Raw genomic sequence first — 19,957 nt, 5'->3', positions numbered from 1 at the left:
CCTTCCTCGATTGTGCTCCTTCACGGCAGCGGGCGGAGCAGCAGCAGCGCGGTGTCGTCGCCGCGCTGCTCGGCGCCGACGCGGTCGATCAGGGCGTCGGCGACCTCCTCCAGGCTGCCCTCGGCCGCGGCCAGTCGCCCGGCGAGCGCCGCGAGCCCCTCGTCGAGGTCGGTGCCGGGCTGTTCGATCAGGCCGTCCGTGTACAGGGCCAGTACGGAGCCGGGGGCGAGCGGTACGCGCGTGACGGGGTACACGGCCTCGCCGGCCACGCCGAGCAGCGGCCCCCCGGGCAGTTCCAGGGCCCGCACCCGCCCGTCGGGCTCCCTCAGCAGCGGCTGCGGATGGCCGGCGCGGGCGAGCAGGGCGCTGCGGCCGGGCAGGTCGAGGTGGAGGTAGGCGCAGCTGGCGAACAGTTCGACGTCGAGGTCGATGAGCAGCCGGTTGGTGCTCGCCATGACCTGGCCGGGCCCTTGGCCGACGGCGGTGTAGGCGCGTACGGCCGTACGGACCTGGCCCATGAGCCCAGCGGCGGTGGCGTTGTGGCCCTGGATGTCGCCGATGACGGCGGCGGCGGTGTGGGTGTCGGCGTCACCGAGTCGGACGAGGTCGTAGAAGTCGCCGCCGATGTCCATGCCGAGGGTGCCGGGCAGGTAGCGGGCGGCGGCCTCAAGGCCCTCGATGGCTGGCAGCGAGCGCGGCAGCAGCGCGGCCTGGAGTCCCTGGGCGAGGCGGTGCTTGGCGTCGTAGAGCCTGGCTCGCTCCAGGGCCTGGGCGACGAGGCCGCCGAGGCTGGTGAGCACGGCGCGCTCCTCGGGCGGGAAGCGGTGCTCGTGCGCGTAGCCGAGTACGCAGGTGCCGATGGGGCGCCCGGAGGCGATCAGCGGGAGGTACGCCCAGGACGCCATGCCGTCGGGGGTGGCGTAGCGCGCCGGGTAGACGCGTTCCAACTCGGCCCGGGACTCGAAGAAGGACGGCACTCCGGTGGAGAGGATCTGGGCGCCGGGGATCTGGGCGCTCAGCGGGGTGCCGTCCCAGCGGTTGACGATCCGCGGGTCGCGGTAGCCGCGCTGGCCCAGCACCCGCAGCCGGTTGTTCTCGGCGGCGAGCATGGCCAGGGCGTCGCTGCCGAGCGTGGGCATGATCACGTCGGCGACGGTCTCGATGACGTCCTCGACGCCGACGGACTTGGTGAGCGCGCCGGCGAGGCTGAGGATGTGGGAGATCGACACCAGGCTGCCGTGCTGCTCGGCCGCGGCGCTGGGGGCCGGCCCGGGCACCGCGGTGCGGGCCTGGGTGATGTGGACGCTGACCCCGCTGCGCCCGGGGTGCAGCCGGAAGGACAGCCACTCCTGCGGGGGCCGCAGCACCGTGAAGGACGTGGTGCGCTGGCTCAGCATGGCCGCGCGGTAGCGGTCCTCGTACACCGGGTCGTCCAGCCAGGGCAGTGCGCTCCACAGCCGGCGGCCCATGAGGCGGCTGACGGGGACGCCGAGGAGTCGGCCGGTGGCGGGGGTGGCGTACGCGACGCGGCCCTCCACGTCGAGGGCGCACAGTCCGTCGGGCATCCGCGCCAGCATCCGCACGGCTTCCTCGGCGGCCCCCGTGCGGGCGAGGCCCATGGGTTCGGCCTCGACGGGTCCGCCGTCGGCGACGACGGTGACGCCCGCCGCCGCGGCCTGGGCGAGTCGGCGGGCCATCCGGTCGCAGGCCGCGAGCAGTTCGGTGCGCTCCGGCGGCAGGAGCAGCGGAGGGTGGGAGCCGGGCCAGGTGACGTACACCGCTCCGTACGTGGTGTCGTCGTGGGCGAGGGGCACCGCGGCCAGGCAGTACGGGTAGGGCAGGACGACGGCGATCCGCGGGTAGCGGCGGGCCATCTCCTCCTCGCTGCTGATCCACACCAGCCGGCTCTCGCGGACCGCGTCGGCGACCGGCATCTGCGCACTGAGCGGGACCCGTTCCCAGGGCGCGGAGAACGACCGGGGCAGCCCGGCCTTCACTGCCATCTGCAGCACCTGTGCGTCGGGCGACAGCAGGTACACGGCGCCGGAGTGCGCCCCGATGCCGGCCATCAGGTCCGTGAGCGCCCGGGCGAGCGGTGGTCGGGCGCCTTGTCCCTCCCCGTCCGTGGCCACGGCTTTGGGTGCGCGTGGACCGCCCACGGTGCACCACCTCCTCCGTGACGCTCATGACCACCCTGCCCGCGATCGGCCCCGCCCGCATGGCGAGGCCCCTCGGGCGGGGTGGTCACGGCGGCGTCACCCGGTGGCGCGTGCGGTGACCGGCCGCGGCCGGTCGGCTGCGCCGCGGGCGGCCGGGGCCGCGTCCGCGATGGGGATCTCCACCTGTCGGCGCGCTCCGGAGACGGTCACGGCGAGTGTGATCGTGCCCGGTCGCAGTGCGGTGAGCCGGCCCGTCGCCGGGTCGAAGACGGCCACCGTGCGCGGGTGCGGCGCCTTGGCCGGCGGCCGGCCGTCCGCTCGGGACGCGATGTGGACGTTCTTCGACGCCGTCCAGTCGGCGCTCATCGGGAAGCCGACCGGGACGGTGCGCGTGCCCTGGGTCACCGTGGCCCGGACCGCGGCGGTGCTGCCGGTGGCGAGGGCCGCGGGGGCGTCGAGCGCGAGGGCGTCGACGTGCGCCCGGGTCTGCACGGACAGCCAGTCGGGGCCGGGGCTCCAGGGCCGGCCGCGGGCCGCCCTGGCTTCGGCGGTGGACACCCGGTCGACCCCGACGAGGGACCAGCCGGTGAAGCCTCCGTCGCCGGCCGGTCCGGCCGGCGCCTTCCCCGAGTTGCCGTTGGTCAGGTACGGCACGCCGTCGACGCGGTCGGCGTGGAAGACGCCGACGTGGCTGCCGACGAAGCCGGCGCCCTTGCCGGTGCTGCGGCGGAAGTCCGCGAGCCAGCCCTCGATCAGCGCGGCTTCCTTGCGGTCGCCGAGCCGGCTGCCCTGCTGCGGGGTGGGGTCGCGCGGCGGTACGTGTTCGACGACGAGGACGGAGCCGATGTCGCCGTCGCGCGCCGCGCCGTCGAGCGCGGCCCGCAGGTTCCGGATCTGGGCGAGGCCGCCGCCGCGCAGCGACAGGCTGGAGGTGTCGAGGGTGACGATCCGGGTGCCGCGGTGGTCGAAGGTGCGGAACGGCGCGCCGAACTCGGCGGTGAAGTTGTCGATCCGACCGCCCATGACCTCGTGGTTGCCGGGCACGTAGTACCAGGGCACGGCGTCCCCCAACTCCTCCGTCAGCACGCGCCGGGCGAACGCGAGGTCCTGGGGCGAGCCCTCGTCGACGAGGTCCCCGTTGACCACCAGGAAGTCGGGTTTCGCGGCCCGGACCTCGCGCAGGGTGCGCCGCGCCTGGCGGACGATGTCGCTGTCCGGGGCGCGGGCCACGAACTGGGCGTCGGACATCACCGCGAACCGCCAGTCCCGCTCCCCCGTCACGGCGGCCGGGTCGATCAGCGGATCGACGGGCCGCGGCGGCGCGGGCAGGTCGACGGTGGGCGGGACCTGTGCGGTGAGCGAGTCGATGACGACCTTCCCGGTGTACTGCCGGGTGGCCACCGTCTCGGCCAGGTAGAAGCGGTGGACGGCGAGCGGGGTCGCGGCGGTCGGCGGCACGGCGAAGGTGACCTTCCGCCAGCCGGTCCAGGTGACGTACGGGCCGCGCAGCAGGTGGTCGGAGCCGGTGGCGTCCTTGAGGTGCAGGGTGGGCCAGGCGCCGTTGCCGTCGCCGTCGATCCAGAGGGTGAAGGACTGCGGCTGGCCGGGCACCTCGATGCGGCCCGGCGGGCTGGCGTAGGCGGCGCGGGTCGCCGTGGAGCGGGTGAAGTCGTAGCGCAACTCCAGGCCGGTGCCGGTGTGTCCGGCGTCGGTCGGGGCCACCGAGCCGTCGGCGCGGGCTTGGCTGAAGGTCCAGCGGGCGGCGTCGTCGAAGCCGGTCGTGGGCTGCTCGGCGAGGCCGACGCTGACCGCGAGGACCGTGCTGGTGGCGCCGACGGTGGCGGTGATGCGGCCCGCGCCGGCGCCGGTGCGGGAGGCGACGGTGAAGGAGCCTGCGCCGTCGTCGGTGACGGAGAACAGCTCCCGGTCGTAGTCGAGGCGTACGTCGGCGGGCTCGACGGGTGCGCTGTTGCCCTGGGCGTCGCGGCCGACGAGTCCGAAGGTGCCGGTGGCGTCCGCGTCGGCGAGGGAGACCCGGCGGGTGGTGGGCTCGACGCGGGTCAGGGGGCCGAGCACGGTCAGCGGGATGCTGCCGTGGGCGGCGCCGCGCTGGGCGCGGACGGTGACGGTGCCGCTGTGGCCGGCGCGGAAGACGCCGCGGCGGTCGACGGTGCCGACGGCGGGGGCGCCGGAGCGCCAGGTCGGGGCGCCGGCGGCGGGCCCGTAGGTCTCGTCGTGACCTGCGGCGGTGAGCGCGCGGGTCAGCCCGGGGAAGACCCGGTCGGGTCGGCCGCCTTTGACGGGCGAGGCGGTCGGCGCTTCGCGCGGGGGCGTGCGGGTGGTGACCCGGTAGCCGTGGAGCCGGCCGCTGCCGTCGGGCGCGGTGAGGGCGAGGCCGTTGGGCACGGGCCGTTCGCTGCCGTCGGACGGGCTGTTCTCGACCTGGAGCGCGTCGCTGCCGGGGGCGCGGGCGAGCAGGGTGGAGGAGCCGCCGCCGTCGAGGTTGAGGGCGCTGTGGGCGCCGGCGCGCTGGAGCATCCGCCCCAGTTCGGTGAGGGTGACGCCGCCGCTGTCGGCCTGGCGCCCGTCCACGGTGACGATCTGCATGGTCCGTCCGTCGCGGGAGAACCCGACGGCGGTGCGGGGCGCCGCGGTGTTGTTGGGTTCGCCTTCGTGGCCGATGGCGACGCCGTCGACGACGAGGAGTTCCCGGCCGCCGACCGCGGTGCGCGGCAGGGGGCCGCCGTCGGTGCGCGGCCGGTACGCCAGGGACACCGCGTCACCCGGCCGGAGCGCGGCGAGCCTGGTGGCGCCGGCCTCCCGGCCGAGCAGCACGGTGGTGTCGTCGGGGATCGGCCCGCTGCCGGGCCGGTCGGTGACGGAGACGACGCGGCCGTCGCGTACGACGGCCTCGGCGCGCAAGGCGGCGGCGTCGACGGCCAGCGCCCGGTCGGCGGCGCCCCAGGCGGAGGTGTAGGCGCCGACGCCGTCGACGGGCACGTTGGCCGCGTTGTACGCGGTCAGCGGCCCGGGTCCGGACGGCAGGGTCAGGGTGCCGTCGAAGTACAGCTCCAGGACTCGGCCGGCGCCGCCGGGTCCGATGCCGACGGCGCGGTGGGCTCCGGGGGCGGGTGACTGGGTGAGTGCGCCGTCGCGGATGCCGGGGCCGAGCGGTGCGCCGGTCTGGTTGATGTCGAAGAAGTCGGCGTTCACGGCGGCGACGGTGCGCCGCCCGGGTCCGGGGTCGTGTTGCGCTGCCAGCCGGCTCAGCGGTGCGCGGTCGGCGACCTTGCCGGTGGAGAGGTAGTCGACCCCCGTTGAACCGGGGCGCGAGCCCGAGGCCCCGCCCGTGCCGGCGCCGAGGTCGACCGAGAGGGTGTCGACGCGTAGCCAGGTGTGGGCTTCGAGCCGGTCGTAGGAGGTGAGGGTGATGCCCGGCGCGACGGGCCGGGCATCACGCGCTGTCTCTATGCCCTCCGTTGCCTCGGTGCCGCCGGCGTCCTCTGCGGACGGGACGGGCGGCGTGGTGGGCGGCACGGCGTAGGGGTTGCTGGCGGGCGGTGGTGCGATGGGGCGCAGGACTTCGGCGGTGGTGCGGGGCCGGGGGTCGGTGGTGTCGGCGACGGCCGGGGCGAGCGTCCCGGCCAGGGTCGCGGCGAGCGCCGTGAACACGGTCGCCGCGGGGAAGAGGAGGGTACGTCCGGTCGCTCTGCTTCTGGCTCTGCTTCTGGCTCTGCCTCGGGCCACAACGTCTCCTGGGTGACGGCTGGTTGAGCACGCAGCAGGCGCTGTCCTACGGGTGGGGCGACAGCGCCGCGGTGAATGTACCCAGCACGCAGGCTCCTACCGCCGTCGCAGGGCGGAACGAGGGCCGTCGTGATCGTGTACGACGTGTGGTCAACGGGTGTCGACAGTGCGGCGGGGAGCGCGAGCGGCACGCCGCGGCCCGCGTCCTGGGCGCCGCCGGCGCGTTGCGGGCGACGGCCGGGACGTCACCCGTACGTCGGTGACGGCGTGCCGAGGACGTGCGAGGACGGCGCGTGCGCAGGACGTGTGACGACGGCGGGTGAGGAAGGCGGGTGCGGAAGGCGGGTGCGGAGGGCGTCAGCGCTGCGGGTCGCGGGCGCGGGCGCCCTCGCGGGTGCGGCCCGCGGAGACTTGACGGTCCGGGTGGCGGCGCAGGTACTCCGCTTCCAGCTCCGCCATCCGGGCGGTGTGGGCGGCCAGCGCGGCGGCGGAGCCGTGCAGGAGGGTGTCGTGTCGGCTGCGGTGGATGTTCTCCAGCTCGCGGATCAGCTCGTGCTCGCCGAGGCGGGCGGCGGCGACGCCCCGGTGCTGCTGGTCGGCCCGTGTCATGGCAGCCGGGCTCCTTCCGTGCTCGCGTCGTCACGCGTCGTTCCCCGTACGGCGTGGTGTGACCATCCGGCCCCTTCTCCGGCCGGGCCGCAACCCGGGGGCGGCGGATCGCGCTCGGTCACGCCGGGACCACCCGGAGCAACCGCGACTCGCATCCGGGGCACCTGAGGCGCACGATGGGGAGCGAGCCGGCGCCGGCCGCACGATGCCGGTTGCCCGTGCTGTGCCCCAGGGGCGATGCAGCGGCACGACGACGCAGGAGCTCAAGGACTCAGCGACTCAGGGACTCAGGGACTCAGGGACTCAGGGACAAGAGGGCCATGGACAACGAGACGCGACCACCCACCGTGCCGGGCATGACGTCGAGTGACCAGAAGTTCGGCGCGCCGTGCTGGGTCAGCCTCATGGCCCGGGACCTCGGTGCCTCGCAGGACTTCTACGGCGCCGTCCTCGGGTGGGAGTTCCGCAAGGGCCGGCTCGGCGACGAGTTCGCCGTCGCCGTGCGGGACGGCGCGCCCGTCGCCGGGATAGGGGCGCTCGCTCCCCGACTCCAGGTCGCCGTGGCCTGGACGCCGTACTTCGCGACGAAGGACGCGGACGTGGCGGCGGCCCGGATCCGGGAGCGCAGCGGCACGGTCGCCGTCGGCCCGCTCGCGTTCTCGCTGGGGCGCGGGGCGCTGGCCGCGGACCGCGACGGCGCCGTGTTCGGGATCTGGGAGGGCGCGCTGATCCCCGACTGGCAGTCGGGCCACAAGGACGCACCGGCCTGGCTGCTGCTGCGCACCCGCAACGCCTTCGACGCGGCGATCTTCTACGGCGAGGTGCTCGACTGGGCGAACGAGCGCCCCGGGTGCTGCGACGTGAGCTACGAGAACGACGAGGTCGTGCTGGTGAGCCTCGGGCGGGTGCTGGCGCGGCTCAGCTCGGGTGCCACCGGGGCCGCCCCCGATCCGCTGCTGCGACCGCGGTGGGACGTGCACTTCCCGGTCGACGACGTGGACGCCACGGCCGAGGCCGCCGTGGAGCACGGGGGCACGGTCCTGGAGCGGCACACCACGTTCGAGGGGGCGCGGGAGGCGACCGTACGGGATCCGGACGGGGCGCTGTTCACGATCACCACGCACGTCTGACCCCGGCCGGGGCAGCGGGGTGACGGCCCGGTGCTCAGGCACCGTCGCCGTGGGTCGTGGTCCCGGCCCGGGTCCGGCGCCGTTGGCCGAGCCACTGCCGGGCCGCCGCCACCCGCGGGAACTTCTCCCGCTCCTGCTGCACCCGGCGGTCCAACTCCTCCATCAGCCGCCGCGAGCGGTGCTCGGGGTCGAGTTCGGCGAGGATGCGGTCGATCTCGGTGAGCAGCGCGCCCTGCAACTGCCAGTCGCGCGGATCGCCGCGCACCCCCGCGAGCAGCAGGGCCGCGGCCCGCTCCCGGCTGGCGGCGGCGTCCTCCAGCCCGCGCGCGAGGCGTTCCTCCGCCTCCTGTGCGTCCGCGCTGACCTGGGTGGTGACCAGTACGGCGAAGTCGACCAGCGCGTCCGCGACGTGGGCCAGCAGCTCTTCCAGTGCCCGTCCGGTCGTCTCGCGGGGGAACAGGCCCTCGTCGCCGTGCTCCTTCGCCAGGTCGGTCATGGTCCGGGCGAGCACCCGCAGCACGACCGCGCAGATCTCCAGGGTGTCGAGCCCGGTCCGCAGCACCACCCGGTTCAACAGCCCCTCGCGCACCCTCGGGTTGAGCCTGAGGCTGTCCTCGGCCTGTCGCAGCGCCTCGTCCACGTCGGCCACGTCGTCGTCGAGCCGGCGGGCCTCGTGCAGCCGGGCGGCGGCCGTCGCCACGGTGGTGGGGGTGCTCAGCTCCTCCCCGATGTCGAGCAGCAGCAGCCGCATGCGCCGGGCCAGGTCCTCGATGGAGTCGCCGGCGGAGGTCACCCACACCGGCGGCACGAAGACGACGTTGAAGAGCAGCCCGACGACCGCGCCGATGAGCGTTTCGAGCACCCGGTCCCATGCGGTGTCGGCCACCCGGGTGACGCCGAGGACGAGCATCGCGCTGATCGCGACCTCGGGGACGAACTCGCTGACCCGCACCATGTACCCGACGACCAGGGACAGCAGGATGATCAGGCCGAGGCTCCACCAGCTCAGCCCCACCCACAGGCTGAAGGCGCTGGCGATCAGCACCCCGGCCACCACCGCGTTCACCCGGCGGATGCCGGTGGTGAGCGTGGAGTAGAGCGTCACCTGGACGACCAGCAGCGCGGTGAGGGGGGCGGTGAGCGGCGCAGGTTCGCTGCTGAGCCACAGCGCGACGACGTACGCGATGGTGGCCGCTGCGGTCGAGCGCAGCGTCTGGCCGACGACGGGGTCGCGCAGATGCGCCCGTACGAAGTCCGTGGCCGCCCGCACGGCCGACCGCGCCGTGGGCGGGCGCCGTTCAGCCACGGCCCACGGCGCGGTGCAAGTGACTCATGCCACTGGGGTGCCCGCTGAGGCCGTTGGAGGCACGGGCGGTGCGGGATGTTCGGACGAACGCGACGCTTCCATGACCCGTCCGGGGGAACGCCGGCGCCCGGCCCGGCGTGCCGCGGACACCGCGCCGGGCGACAGTGGCGTTGGAGGGTGTCGGACCGGTGGCGGGCGAGGGAGCTGGCGATGGATCCCGTGGAGGCGCTGGACCGGGCGGCGTTCCTGTTGGAGCGCGCCCGGGCGGAGACGTACCGGGTGCGGGCCTTTCGCACCGCCTCCGCCGTGGTGGCCCGGATGTCCCCCGAGGAGTTGCGGCGCCGCGCCGCGTCCCCGCGCGCCTTGGAGTCGGTCAAGGGCATCGGCCCCAAGACCGCGCGGGTGGTCGCCCAGGCCCTCGCCGGTGAGGTGCCGGAGTACGTGCGCCAGTTGGAGGAGGAGTCCGCGGCGCCGCTCGCGGACGGCGGCGAGCGGCTGCGCTCGCTGCTGCGCGGCGATTGCCACCTGCACTCGGACTGGTCGGACGGCGGCAGCCCGATCGAGGACATGGGACGGACCGCGATCGCCCTCGGGCACGACTGGGCGGTCCTCACGGACCACTCGCCGCGGCTGACGGTGGCCCGCGGGCTGGACGCCGAGCGGCTGCGCGAGCAGTTGGCCGCGGTGGCGGAGCTGAACCGCCACTGGGCGCCCTTCAGACTGCTGACCGGCATCGAGTGCGACATCCTCCCCGACGGCTCCCTCGACCAGGACGCGGCGCTCCTCGACGCGTTGGACGTGGTGGTGGCCTCGGTCCACTCGGAGTTGCGGATGGACGCCGCGCAGATGACCCGGCGGATGGTGAAGGCCGTGGAGAACCCCCTGGTGGACGTGCTCGGCCACTGCACCGGACGGCTGCTGATCGGCCGGGAGCACGTCCGCGGGGGCCGGTCGAGGACCAGCGGCACCCGGCCGGAGTCCCAGTTCGACGCCGCGGAGGTCTTCGCGGCCTGCGCCGCGTCCGGCACGGCCGTGGAGATCAACAGCCGTCCCGAGCGGCTCGATCCGCCGATGCGGCTGTTGGAGCAGGCGGTGCGGGCGGGGGTCCACTTCGCCGTCGACACGGACGCGCACGCCCCCGGCCAGCTCGACTGGCAGATCATCGGCTGCGCCCGGGCGGAGCGGGCGGGAGTGCCAGCGGAACGGGTGATCAACACCTTCGACGCGGACGAACTCCTCGCCTGGGTCGCCGACTAGGTCGTGTCCGCGGCGCCCAGCGTGGCGCTTCCGCCCTGCCCCTGCCGCTGCCCCGGCCCTGGCGGACGCGGTAGCGCCGTGGCGCGTGCGCGGTGATGGCGTCTGCGGCCCGTCTGTGGCTTGTCGCGCAGTTCCGCCCCCTACGCCTAAAGGCGTGGGGGACCCCCAGCGCCCCTCATACCCACGACGGTCCGTCAGTCGTCGATCAGCACGCCGACCTTGTCGATGCGGTGTTCGGGGTTGCCGAACTCGTCGCGCCAGTGGTTGCCCGCGGCGTCGTCCTCGGGCGTGGCGCAGGTCGACAGGGTGATCATCGCCCGGGTGGGGCGCTCCCCGGGGTGGCCGGGGACCGCGGCCCGCTGCTCGGCGAGGGAGCGCTCGGAGCGGAAGGAGGTCGAGCGGGTCTCGGTGATCTCGTAGCGGTGGGTGCGGCCGTCCTCGACGACGGTCACCACGTCGCCCTCGCGCAGCGCCGGGAGGTCGCGCAGCGGGCCGCCGGCGCTGAGCCGATGGGCGGTGACCAGGTAGTTGCCCGTCTCGCCCGGGCCCACGCCGCCGGTGTCGCCGCGGGGGCTGGCGGCCACTGCGCGGTCCTGGATGCGGGTGCCGGCGAGGTCGTCGGTGGTGCCCTCGTACGGGACCACGGTGAGGTCGTCGACGCCGATGGCGGGGATCGACACGGTGGCGTCGGAGTCCGTCGCGACCGTACGTGGCCCTGCCGGGCCGGGTACGGACGGCGCGAGGGCCACCGGCGTGCGCTCGCGCGACTCGCCGACACCGGCCGCGAGCGCGGTGGTGCACGTGGCGAGGAGGGCGAGCAGGGTGAGGAGCGTTGCCGCCAGCGTCACGAGTGCGGTGTGGAGCTTCGCCATGACGGGTCCCGTTCGTCGTCAGCGTACGGCCGTCCGGTCCAGGATACGGCCGTACGCGTGACGGCGACGGGTGAGAGCCCCCGGGGCCCGCTGGTCAGGCGTGCGGGACGACCGCGACCGGGGAGGTGGCGTGGTGCAGCACGGCGTGGGCGACGGAGCCGATGCGACCGCCGAAGGGCGCCTTGCGGATGCGGCGGCCCACGACCAGCAGCGCCGCGCCCTCGGCCGCCGCCACCAGGACGTCCGCGGTCTTGCCGATGGTGGGCGCCTCATCGACGGTGACGCCGGGGTGCTTCGCCCGCCAAGGAGCCAGGACTTCCTTGAGCGTGGCGGTCTCCTGCTTCTCCAGTTCGGCGTCGAGCACCGGGTCCGGCGGCAGCCCGTAGGCGAAGTAGGGCGGCAGCGACCAGGCGTGCACCACGCGCAGCGCTGCGCCCCGGCGCTCGGCGTCCTCGAAGGCGTAACGGATCAGGGCGTCGTCGGGCTCGTTGGCGTCCAGGCCGAGGACCACGGTCCCCGCACCCTCGTCGGCGGTCTCGGCGCCGGCACCTTCCTCCGGGGCGCGGACGAAGACGAGGGGGCTCTGGGCCGTGGCGAGGACGGCCTGGCCGACGGAGCCGACGAGGAACCCGCCGAAGCTGCTCAGTCCGCGCGAGCCCAGCACGAGGAGCGCCGACTCGTCGGCGACCTTCGGCAGCACGTCACCGGGGCGGCCGGTGAGCTGGTCGATGGTGACGTCCAGTTCCCCGTGGCGGGCCCGCACCCCTTCGGCCGCCTCGCGGGGCACCCGCTCGACCCAGTGCTGCTGGCTCTCCACTCCGAGGAAGGTGGCCCGGGCCGCCATCGGCACCGGCTCCCAGACGTTGACCAGTTTCAGCGGCAGTCCGCGCAGTACGGCTTCCTGTGCCGCCCAATCGGCGGCGGCCAGGCTCTCGCGGGAGCCGTCGAGGCCCACGGTGACGGGCCTGGTGCTGGTGCTGGACATGCTGCACACCTCCTGGAACGTGCGGGATCGTCGGTGATCCCGCTTTCCAGCATGGGTGCTCGTGCGCGCGCGTGCGAGGGGCACGAGGTCCCGGCCCGCGCCCCCACAGGTCCCGTGTTCCGGGCCGTCCGACCAGGCCCGAAGTCCCCTCGCGCCCCATCGACCACCCATGCGCCCCGGAACGTCCAGACGGCCCTGTGGGCGACGAACACGCACCGCCCGCAAGCCACCTATGGGGCAACGCCGAAAAGGCCCTCCAAGGGCCCGCAGAAGGCCGTATCGGCGCCCTCTTGGAAACCTTCAGGATGCGCTTTTTTGCCGCTCTGACCTGGGGTAACGTGAGCCGCGCGCCGAGGCGGTCGCCAGTGCCGCCGGTGGCGCCGTGCGCTGTGCCCGCGCTGTTCCTTCCCTGAGTCGAGTCCTTGTGAGGCCCCGTCATGCCCGCACCCCGTGCCCTGTCCGAGCTGCCGTACGCGGCGCACCTCCGGCCGTTCGACGGCGAACTGCACGTGGAGAGCGACCTGGACTGCGTCCATGTGGACGGAGGCAGTTACGACGCGTTCGACGGCGGCGCCGTGCGCTTCACCGAGTCCGCGCTGACCTCGACGGTCTTCACCGGCGGGCGGATGCGCCGGGCGCGTTTCAACGACGTCTGGATGCACACGGTGCGGTTCGTCGCCACGGACCTGGTCGACACCCACTGGATGGACGCCGAGGTGGTGGCGGGCTCGCTCGCCGGCCTGGAGATGTTCGGCTCGCAACTGCACCGGGTCACCTTCCACCAGTGCAAGTTCGACTCCGTGAACCTGCGGTCCACGACGCTGCGGGACGTCACCTTCGTCGACTGCCTGCTGCGCGACGTCGACTTCGCCGGCGCGGAGTTGACCCGCGTCTCCTTCCCCGGCTCCGCGCTGGAGGACGCCCGGTTCCCGCAGGCGCGGATGAAGGACGTGGACCTGCGGGGCGCGGAGCGGCTCGGCATCAGCGCCGGCGTGGAGTCGCTGAAGGGCGCCACGATCAGCACGGCCCAACTGCTGGACTTCGCCCCGCTGTTCGCGCAGACGCTCGGCATCGACGTCTTGGACCGCTGATCTGCCGCAGGACCTGCGGGGCCCGCCCGACGGCCGTCGGGCGGGCGCAGGGGCGACGGTCAGCGCACCCCGAGGGTGACCGGGCCGCCGTGGGGGCTGATGCCGCGCAGCACTGACCACGGAACGCGGAACATCCGGCCCGGCGCGGCCGGCCAGGCCAGGCGACGCTCGGCGAGCACCCGGCCCTGCTGGCTCACGGTGACGTGCGGCACGCGGATGAACTCGTCCGTCCACAGCAGCAGTCGGCGGCGCGGCGGCGCGGGGTCGCCCGGGCGCAGCAGTCCCGGCGAGACCCAGCGCAGCGGGGCGTCGGCGAGCAGCCGCACCGGTGCGACCCGGGTGGCGGCGCCGCCGGACCCGAGCCAGGACACCACCTGGTCGGCGACGTGTCGGCCGTCGATGGCGGCGATGTCGGCGGTGTCCACGGGGTGCAGCAGGTTGCCCGCGGCGAAGACGCCGGGGCGGCTGGTGCGCAGTGCGGTGTCGACGAGGGGGCCGAGGGTGCCGGGGTCGAGGTCGAGGCCGCCGCTGCGGACCAGTTCGTGGTCGGGGATCCAGTCGCCGGTGAAGACGACGGTGTCGCACTCCACGATGCGGCGCCGGCCGGTGTCCAGGTGCTCGACCTCCACGGCCTCGACGCGGGGCCTGCCGATGACCCGCACCACCCGGGTGCGGTGGGCGACGGGGACCTTCAGCAGCGCCCGGCCGCCGAGGTCGAAGGCGGCGTACGCCTCGGTGCGCTCGTACTCGCTGGTCATCAGGGCGACCGAGCAGCCGGCCTCGCGCAGGGTGACGGCGGCGGACCAGCTCACCAGTTCCCCGCCGACGACGACGGCGCGCCGGCCGACGTCCTGGTGGTGGAGGTGGACGGCGTTTTGGAGCTGTCCGGTGGTGTAGACGCCGGCGGGCCGGTCGCCGGGGACGCGGCGGGCGCTGCGGGGCCGTTCGCGGGCGCCGGTGGCCAGCACGATCGCCTTCGGCTCGACGCGGAAGCGGCCTTCGGGGCTGGTGACGTCCACGGCGAGGTCGCCGGCCCAGTGGGTGACCGTGGCCCGGGTCTTGACGAGGGCGCCGGCGGCGAGGGCGGCGTCGGTGAGGCGTCGGGCGTACGCCGGGCCGGTCAGGACGCGGTGCAGGTCCCGCAGGCCGTAGCCGGTGTGGTCGCTGTGGCGGGGGATGCCGCCCGCTTCCTTCTCCCGGTCGAGGACGAGGACGTCGCCGGCGACGCGCGGGGCGAGGGCGGTGGCGGCGGTGAGTCCGGCGGGGCCGGCGCCGATGACGAGGACGTCCGGGGTCAGGGTGCGTCCCGCGGGGGCGGGCGGCGCGGTGGCGGGGCCGGTCGGCTGGGGCTGGTCGGTCTGGTCGGTCATCAGGTGGTCACCTCGTGGCACGGGCGGGTGCAACCCTGCCCGGTGCGGTGGTCGTTCATGAGCTGCTGGACGGCGGAGCCGCAGAAGAAGCCCTGGCAACGGCCGTTCATGGCGCGGGTGCGCCGCCGCAGCCCTTCGAGGGTGCGGGCGGGCAGCTCGGCGTGGCAGGCGTCGCGGACCTCGCCCGCGGTGACCCGCTCGCAGAAGCAGACGACCTCTCCGTACGCGGGGTCGGCGGCGATCTTCTCGTCGTCCTGGTAGGGACGGGTGTCCGCCTCCCCGATGTAGGGCATCGTCGGCGGCTCGGGCAGCTCGTCGCGTTCCTTGAGGACCAGCCCGGCTTCGGCGAGGAGTCCGCGGACGTGTTCGGCGATGGCCATGCCGGCGGTCAGGCCGGTGGAGCGGATGCCGCCGACGAGCAGGTAGCGCTGGTCGGCGTCGGCCTCGATGAGGTAGTCCGGGTGGTCGATGGCGGCGCGCAGCCCGGCGTACGTGGCGGTGACCTCCTCGTCGAGGAGGCGGGGCATCAGCCGTTCGCCCTTGCCGAGCAGGAAGGCGAAGCCGTCCTCGGAGGTGCCGGTGGCGCCGCGGTCGGTCAGGTCCTCGGAGGTGGGACCGAGCATGACGTTGCCGTACACGGTGGGCGAGACGAGGACGCCCTTGCCGCGGGAGGTGGGGACGGGGAGCACGATCTTGTCGACCAGGGGGCGGGCGAGCTTGTCGAAGACGAACAGCTCGCCGCGGCGCGGGGTGACGGTGAACCGCTGGTGCCCGAAGAGGGCGTCGAGGCGGTCGGCGCCGAGGCCGGCGGCGTTGACGACCCAACGGGCCCGGACGGGGCCGGCTTCGGTGTGCACGGTGGTGACGTCCTCGCCGACGGTGACGCCGGTGACGGGGTGGTCGAGCAGGACGGTGGTGCCGCGTCGCCGGGCGTCGGTGGCGAGGGCGAGATTGGTGGTCCAGGTGCAGATGATGGACTCGTCGGGGACGGTCAGCCCGCCGAGGACGCCTTCGCCGAGTGCGGGGACGAGTCCGTAGACCTCGTCGGGGCCGATGAGCACGCAGTCGTGGTAGCCGTTGGCTTCGGCCTTCTCCTTGAGGGCGGGCAGGGCGGCGAGTTCCTCGTCGTTCCAGGCGACGAGGACGGCGCCGGTGTGCTCGACGGGGATGCCGGTGTCCCGTGCGTAGGCCGACAGCAGTTCGTAGCCGCGCTGGACGAGGCGGGACTCCAGCGTGCCGGGCTTGGCGTCGAATCCGGTGTGCAGGATGGCGGTGTTGGCCTTGCTGGTGCCGTCGCCGACGTCGGACCGGGCTTCGACCAGTGCGACGGTGACCGCGTGGCCCGCGAGGTCGCGGGCAATGGCGGCGCCGACGATCCCGCCGCCGACCACGACGACGTCGTGGACGGTGGCGGCGGCATCGGTCCCCGGGGCGTTGGTGCTGCCTGGGGTCTTGCTCATGTCAGATCTCCCTTGCGGACGGTGGTCTCGGCGACCGCCGTCCATGTACTGCGGAACTGCGCCGCCCGCTCCGCCGACCACACGGGTTCGTAGACGGCCGACGGCTGCCACTGGCCGACGGCCTCGCGGAGGGTGAGGTGCGGGTCGAGCGCCAGGCGCGCCAGTGCGGCGGCGCCCAGCGGGGTGGCGTGGGCGGACGGGTAGACGTCCACCGGCATCTGTGCGAGGTCGGCCTGGGCCTGCATCAGGGTGGCGCTGCGGGTCAGGCCGCCGTCGGCGCGCAGCCGGGTCAGCGGTGCGCCCAGGTCGCCCGCCACCAGGTCGCACAGGGTGGCGACCTGGGCGGCGATGCCCTCAAGGACGGCCCGCACCAGGTGCCCGGGGCCGGTGGAGAGCGTCATGCCGGTGAAGGTGGCGGTGGCATCGGGGCGCCACCAGGGGGCGGCGAGCCCGGCGAGGGCGGGCACGCAGAGCGTGCCGTCGGACTCCTTCGCCGCCGCGGAGTCCAGGTCGCTCGCGGTCCGTATGAAGCCGAGGTCGCGGATCCAGCGGACCGCGGACGCGGCGGTGTAAACCTGTCCGTCGACGCAGTACGGGGTGGCGCCGGCGGCCCGCCAGGCGACGGACGAGGTCAGCCCCGAGGTGGAGCGCACCGCGGTGGTGCCGGTGTTGGCGAGCAGGAAGGCGCCGGTGCCGAAGGTGCACTTGGCCTCCCCCGCGTCCAGGCACCCCTCGGCCAGCAGGGCGGCCTGCTGGTCGACGACGAGCCCGGCGACGGGGACCTCGCCGCCGAAGGCGCGGGTCGTGCCGATCACCTCGTCGCAGGCGACGATGCGGGGCAGCCGCTCGTCGCCGAGGCCGAAGAGGTCGATCAACTCGCCGTCCCAGTCGGCCCGGTCGATGTCGAGGAGCAGCGAGCGGCTGGCGGTGGCGGCGTCGGTGACGAACTCGCCGGTGAGGTGGTGCAGCAGCCAGGTGTCGACGGTGGTGACGACGCCTTCGGTCGTGACGTTCCGCCGCAGCCAGGCCATCTTGGGCGCGGAGAAGTACGAGTCGAGGACGAGGCCGGTGCGGGCGGCGATCGTCGCCGCGTGTTCGCCCAGTTCGGCGCAGACGGACTCGGCCCGCCGGTCCTGCCAGACGACCGCGGCCGACAGGGGCGCCCCGGTGCGGGGGTCCCAGGCGAGGACGGTCTCCCCCTGGTTGGCGAGGGCGACGACGTCGATCGGGCGGCCCGCTTCGGCGACCGCGCGCCGCCCGGTGTCGAGGACGGAGGCGAGCAGGGCCGCGGGGTCCTGCTCGACCAGCCCGCCCTCGCCGTAGCGGGGGTGGAGTTCGGCCTCGGCGATGGTGAGGGTGCGGCCGGCGCCGTCCACCACGATCGCCTTGGTGCCGGACGTGCCCTGGTCGATGGCGAGGACGACGGTCATCGGTCGGACACCTCGGTCGTTCGGTCCGCGGGGGCGGACGCGGGGGCGGGGACGGTGGCCTGGGAGGCGTTCGCGTCGGTGTCGTCGGAGGCGTCGAGTGCGCGGTCGACGTCGGCCATGTCGGGCATGGTGAGCCCGGCGACGCCGCGGCGGACGAGCAGGAAGGCGAAGTACACCGCGCCGATGGCGAACAGCACCAGGACGTACAGCCAGGGGTCGCGGAAGGAGGCGTCGCGGAAGATCAGCAGCTCGTAGACCAGCCACACGGACGCCACCACGATGACCGGGATCTCCCAGCGGCCCAGCGAGAAGCCCTGGGTGGGCGGCAGGGACTTGCGCTTGACGACGTACATCAGGACGGTGCCCGCGTAGATGATGGCGGGCAGCAAGGTGGCCGCGGAGAACAGCGAGAACAGGGCGTCGGTCGTCATCGCGAAGCTCGCCAGGACCGCCTGGGCGACGAGGAAGATGAAGAGCGTCGCGTTCAGCGGGGTGCCGCGCCGGGGGTGGATCTTGCGCAGCGCCCGCCAGCCGGGGAAGCGCTCGTCCCGGGACATGGCCCACACCAGGCGGGTGCCGCTCATGGTGATGACCAGGCCGCAGGAGAAGATCGAGACCACCACGAGGACCAGGAGCGCCTTGCCGATCCCCGAGCCGAGGACGGCGGTGATGACGGTGGCGACGGGGGTGTCCGACTGGGCGAGCTTCGCCGGGTCCTCGATCAGTGCCGTGATGGCGATCAGGAAGAGGAAGCCGAGGACGCCCAGCGACAGCACGGCCTGCACCATGGCCTTGGGGATGACGCGGGCCGGGTCGCGGGTCTCCTCCGCGAGGTTGGCCGCGGACTCGAAGCCGACGATGGTGAAGGCGCCGAGCAGGAAGGCGAGGGCGAAGGGGCCGACGTGACCTGCGGTGCCGAGGCTGTAGTAGCCGGCCTCGGCGACCGGCGCGGTCTGGAAGAGGGTGCCGAAGTCCAACTTGCCGCTGAAGCCGCCGACCACGAACAGCAGCACGGTCAGGGCGATCATGCCGACGAGTTGGATGGTCACCGCGGTCTTGTTGACGGAGTGCGTCACCCGGGTCGAACTCGCCACCAGGACGGCCTGGAGGAGGACGACCACGGCGGTGATGGCCCAGGCGTTCTGCTGGGTGCCCTGGTACTGGAAGAGCTCCGGCAGGATCGTCGAGGCGATGGTGTAGTCGACCGCGACCACGACCACGCCGAGGAAGGAGAAGGAGATCCATCCCATGATCCAGCCCCACACCGGGTTCACCAGGCGGGAGACCCACTGGTAGGCGTAGCCGCTGATGGGGATGCGGGCGGCGAGCGCACCGAAGACCAGGGCGACGGAGAGCTGCCCGAGTACGGCGATGGGCCAGGCGAAGATGCCGCGCGGACCGGAGCTGTTCAGCACGGATCCGTAGGTGGTGAAGATGCCGGTGGCGATCGAGACGAAGCCGAAGGCCATGGCGAAGGAGGCGTAGCGGGTCAGCTCCCGCTTCATCTCCGGCCGGGCGCCGGATCCTTGCGGTCTGGCGCCGTCGGTGCTCACTGACTCCTGGGTGGCCATGGAGCGTTTCCTTTCACGACCCCGCTCTCGGTGGCGAGCGGAAGCTGATGAGGCTGAAGTCCGGGTGCGGGCAGGGCGGTCGGGCGCGCCGGGGCGCGTCGTCAGGCCACCACCACCTCGCACCCGGTGTCCTTCACGACCGCGGTGAGGTCGGTGTCCGCGGACGCGTCGGTGATCACCCCCGTCACGTCGCCGAAGGCACACACGCGGTGTCCGGCGACGCGTCCCCACTTGTTCCCGTCCGCCACCACGTAGGTGCGGGCGCTGTTGGTCAGGATCTGCTGCTTGGTCGCGATCTCCTCGAAGTGGAAGTCGGTCACGCCGGCGCTCGCGTCGATGCCGCCGGAGCCGATGAACGCGAGGTCCGCGAAGACGTCGGCGAAGAAGCTGACCGTGCCCGGTCCCGAGCAGACCAGGTCGCCGCCGCGGACCCGCCCGCCGGGCAGCAGGACGACGGCCTGCGGCAGGGCGGCGACGACGCCGGCCACCTGGAGGGAGGGCGTGACGACGGTGCCGCGGAAGTCCGGCGCGAGGGCGCGGGCGATCTCGACGGCCGTGGTGCCGACGTCGATCGCGACCGTCATGCCGGGGCGCACCAGGTCGGCCGCCGTCCGGCCGATGGCGGCCTTCGCCTCGGTCTGGGAGGTGGCGCGGTCGGCGAAGGAGGCTTCCTCGCCGCCGACGCCCTGGACGACGGCGAGGGAAGCGGCACCGCCGCGCACCCGGCGCAGGACGCCGCGCCGCTCCATCTGTCCGAGGTCGCGGCGGACGGTCTCCGCCGACACGCCGAGCTGGTCGGCCAAGTCCTCCGTGCTGATGGTGCCGACCCGGTCGACCACGGCGGAAATGCGGCGATGGCGCTCTGCTGGCAGCATCACGACCTCCTGACGGGAACCACGCCGGACGGCTCCGGACCACTCCGGACCGCCCGGACCTGACCGAGCTTGACTGGAAGTGTGGATTGCTGACC

Annotated in this window: 14 protein-coding genes; 3 read left to right on the top strand and 11 right to left on the bottom strand. The window is 74.1% G+C overall.

Going from position 1 to position 19,957, the window contains the following annotated elements:
* Window positions 1-20 precede the first annotated feature (20 nt).
* The 3 genes from ABZ842_RS20200 to ABZ842_RS20190 all read right to left on the bottom strand — a co-directional run bounded on the left by ABZ842_RS20200 (window position 21) and on the right by ABZ842_RS20190 (window position 6,515).
* Window positions 21-2,069, bottom strand: coding sequence for a SpoIIE family protein phosphatase (locus ABZ842_RS20200; RefSeq protein ID WP_361538312.1), 2,049 nt, complete (start codon window positions 2,067-2,069; stop codon window positions 21-23).
* Window positions 2,070-2,255: 186 nt separating this feature from the next.
* On the bottom strand, window positions 2,256-5,831 hold the full coding sequence (locus tag ABZ842_RS20195; RefSeq protein ID WP_361538247.1) for a phosphodiester glycosidase family protein: 3,576 nt from the start codon (window positions 5,829-5,831) through the stop codon (window positions 2,256-2,258).
* A 432-nt stretch (window positions 5,832-6,263) separates the two neighbouring features.
* Window positions 6,264-6,515: a DUF6158 family protein gene (locus ABZ842_RS20190; protein ID WP_361538245.1), complete on the bottom strand. Its 252-nt coding sequence runs from the start codon at window positions 6,513-6,515 to the stop codon at window positions 6,264-6,266.
* A 320-nt stretch (window positions 6,516-6,835) separates the two neighbouring features.
* Between ABZ842_RS20190 and ABZ842_RS20185 the strand changes: the two genes are divergently transcribed.
* Window positions 6,836-7,645, top strand: a complete 810-nt coding sequence (locus ABZ842_RS20185) for a VOC family protein (protein WP_361538243.1) — start codon at window positions 6,836-6,838, stop codon at window positions 7,643-7,645.
* 34 nt (window positions 7,646-7,679) lie between these two features.
* Here the strand turns inward: ABZ842_RS20185 and ABZ842_RS20180 are convergent, their stop codons facing one another.
* Window positions 7,680-8,915, bottom strand: a complete 1,236-nt coding sequence (locus ABZ842_RS20180; RefSeq protein ID WP_361538310.1) for an aromatic acid exporter family protein — start codon at window positions 8,913-8,915, stop codon at window positions 7,680-7,682.
* A 246-nt stretch (window positions 8,916-9,161) separates the two neighbouring features.
* On the opposite strand from ABZ842_RS20180, the gene ABZ842_RS20175 reads away from it, so the two are divergent.
* Window positions 9,162-10,208 (top strand): PHP domain-containing protein, encoded by a 1,047-nt coding sequence (locus tag ABZ842_RS20175; protein WP_361538241.1) that lies wholly within the window; start codon window positions 9,162-9,164, stop codon window positions 10,206-10,208.
* A gap of 194 nt (window positions 10,209-10,402) precedes the next feature.
* Here ABZ842_RS20175 and ABZ842_RS20170 read toward each other — a convergent pair whose 3' ends face one another.
* Together ABZ842_RS20170 and ABZ842_RS20165 are read right to left on the bottom strand one after the other, a co-directional pair.
* Window positions 10,403-11,080 carry a class E sortase gene (locus ABZ842_RS20170; protein WP_361538239.1) on the bottom strand — a complete coding sequence of 226 codons (678 nt, stop codon included), beginning with the start codon at window positions 11,078-11,080 and terminating at the stop codon, window positions 10,403-10,405.
* Between the two features lie 94 nt (window positions 11,081-11,174).
* Window positions 11,175-12,065, bottom strand: a complete 891-nt coding sequence (locus ABZ842_RS20165; protein WP_361538237.1) for a universal stress protein — start codon at window positions 12,063-12,065, stop codon at window positions 11,175-11,177.
* 437 nt (window positions 12,066-12,502) lie between these two features.
* Between ABZ842_RS20165 and ABZ842_RS20160 the strand changes: the two genes are divergently transcribed.
* Window positions 12,503-13,156 (top strand): pentapeptide repeat-containing protein, encoded by a 654-nt coding sequence (locus tag ABZ842_RS20160; RefSeq protein ID WP_361538236.1) that lies wholly within the window; start codon window positions 12,503-12,505, stop codon window positions 13,154-13,156.
* 59 nt (window positions 13,157-13,215) lie between these two features.
* Here the strand turns inward: ABZ842_RS20160 and ABZ842_RS20155 are convergent, their stop codons facing one another.
* From ABZ842_RS20155 to ABZ842_RS20135, 5 genes are all read right to left on the bottom strand, one after another.
* Window positions 13,216-14,526: an FAD-dependent oxidoreductase gene (locus ABZ842_RS20155; RefSeq protein ID WP_361538234.1), complete on the bottom strand. Its 1,311-nt coding sequence runs from the start codon at window positions 14,524-14,526 to the stop codon at window positions 13,216-13,218.
* A complete protein-coding gene (locus ABZ842_RS20150) occupies window positions 14,526-15,986 on the bottom strand; it encodes an NAD(P)/FAD-dependent oxidoreductase (protein ID WP_361538232.1) in 1,461 nt (486 codons plus the stop codon). The genes ABZ842_RS20155 and ABZ842_RS20150 overlap by 1 nt, the downstream gene beginning before the upstream one ends.
* Entirely contained in the window at window positions 15,983-17,416 is a 1,434-nt protein-coding gene (locus tag ABZ842_RS20145) for an FGGY family carbohydrate kinase (protein WP_361538230.1), read from the bottom strand. The genes ABZ842_RS20150 and ABZ842_RS20145 overlap by 4 nt, the downstream gene beginning before the upstream one ends.
* Window positions 17,413-18,987, bottom strand: coding sequence for an APC family permease (locus ABZ842_RS20140; protein ID WP_361538228.1), 1,575 nt, complete (start codon window positions 18,985-18,987; stop codon window positions 17,413-17,415). Before ABZ842_RS20140 ends, ABZ842_RS20145 begins: the two co-directional genes overlap by 4 nt.
* Before the next feature lie 101 nt (window positions 18,988-19,088).
* Window positions 19,089-19,862 (bottom strand): DeoR/GlpR family DNA-binding transcription regulator, encoded by a 774-nt coding sequence (locus ABZ842_RS20135; protein ID WP_361538226.1) that lies wholly within the window; start codon window positions 19,860-19,862, stop codon window positions 19,089-19,091.
* Window positions 19,863-19,957: the final 95 nt, after the last annotated feature.

The organism is Streptomyces sp. NPDC047315 (assembly GCF_040643215.1).
GTDB lineage: Bacteria > Actinomycetota > Actinomycetes > Streptomycetales > Streptomycetaceae > Streptomyces.
This window is presented reverse-complemented; position numbering and strand designations above follow the sequence as displayed.

Bases quoted from the DNA above. Each gene is read 5' to 3' on its own strand.
- ABZ842_RS20200 (WP_361538312.1), bottom strand. From the start codon at position 2,069: ATGGCCGGCATCGGGGCGCACTCCGGCGCCGTGTACCTGCTGTCGCCC.
- ABZ842_RS20190 (WP_361538245.1), bottom strand. From the start codon at position 6,515: ATGACACGGGCCGACCAGCAGCACCGGGGCGTCGCCGCCGCCCGCCTC.
- ABZ842_RS20185 (WP_361538243.1), top strand. From the start codon at position 6,836: ATGGACAACGAGACGCGACCACCCACCGTGCCGGGCATGACGTCGAGT.
- ABZ842_RS20175 (WP_361538241.1), top strand. From the start codon at position 9,162: ATGGATCCCGTGGAGGCGCTGGACCGGGCGGCGTTCCTGTTGGAGCGC.
- ABZ842_RS20170 (WP_361538239.1), bottom strand. From the start codon at position 11,080: ATGGCGAAGCTCCACACCGCACTCGTGACGCTGGCGGCAACGCTCCTC.
- ABZ842_RS20165 (WP_361538237.1), bottom strand. From the start codon at position 12,065: ATGTCCAGCACCAGCACCAGGCCCGTCACCGTGGGCCTCGACGGCTCC.
- ABZ842_RS20160 (WP_361538236.1), top strand. From the start codon at position 12,503: ATGCCCGCACCCCGTGCCCTGTCCGAGCTGCCGTACGCGGCGCACCTC.
- ABZ842_RS20155 (WP_361538234.1), bottom strand. From the start codon at position 14,526: ATGACCGACCAGACCGACCAGCCCCAGCCGACCGGCCCCGCCACCGCG.
- ABZ842_RS20150 (WP_361538232.1), bottom strand. From the start codon at position 15,986: ATGAGCAAGACCCCAGGCAGCACCAACGCCCCGGGGACCGATGCCGCC.
- ABZ842_RS20145 (WP_361538230.1), bottom strand. From the start codon at position 17,416: ATGACCGTCGTCCTCGCCATCGACCAGGGCACGTCCGGCACCAAGGCG.
- ABZ842_RS20140 (WP_361538228.1), bottom strand. From the start codon at position 18,987: ATGGCCACCCAGGAGTCAGTGAGCACCGACGGCGCCAGACCGCAAGGA.
- ABZ842_RS20135 (WP_361538226.1), bottom strand. From the start codon at position 19,862: ATGCTGCCAGCAGAGCGCCATCGCCGCATTTCCGCCGTGGTCGACCGG.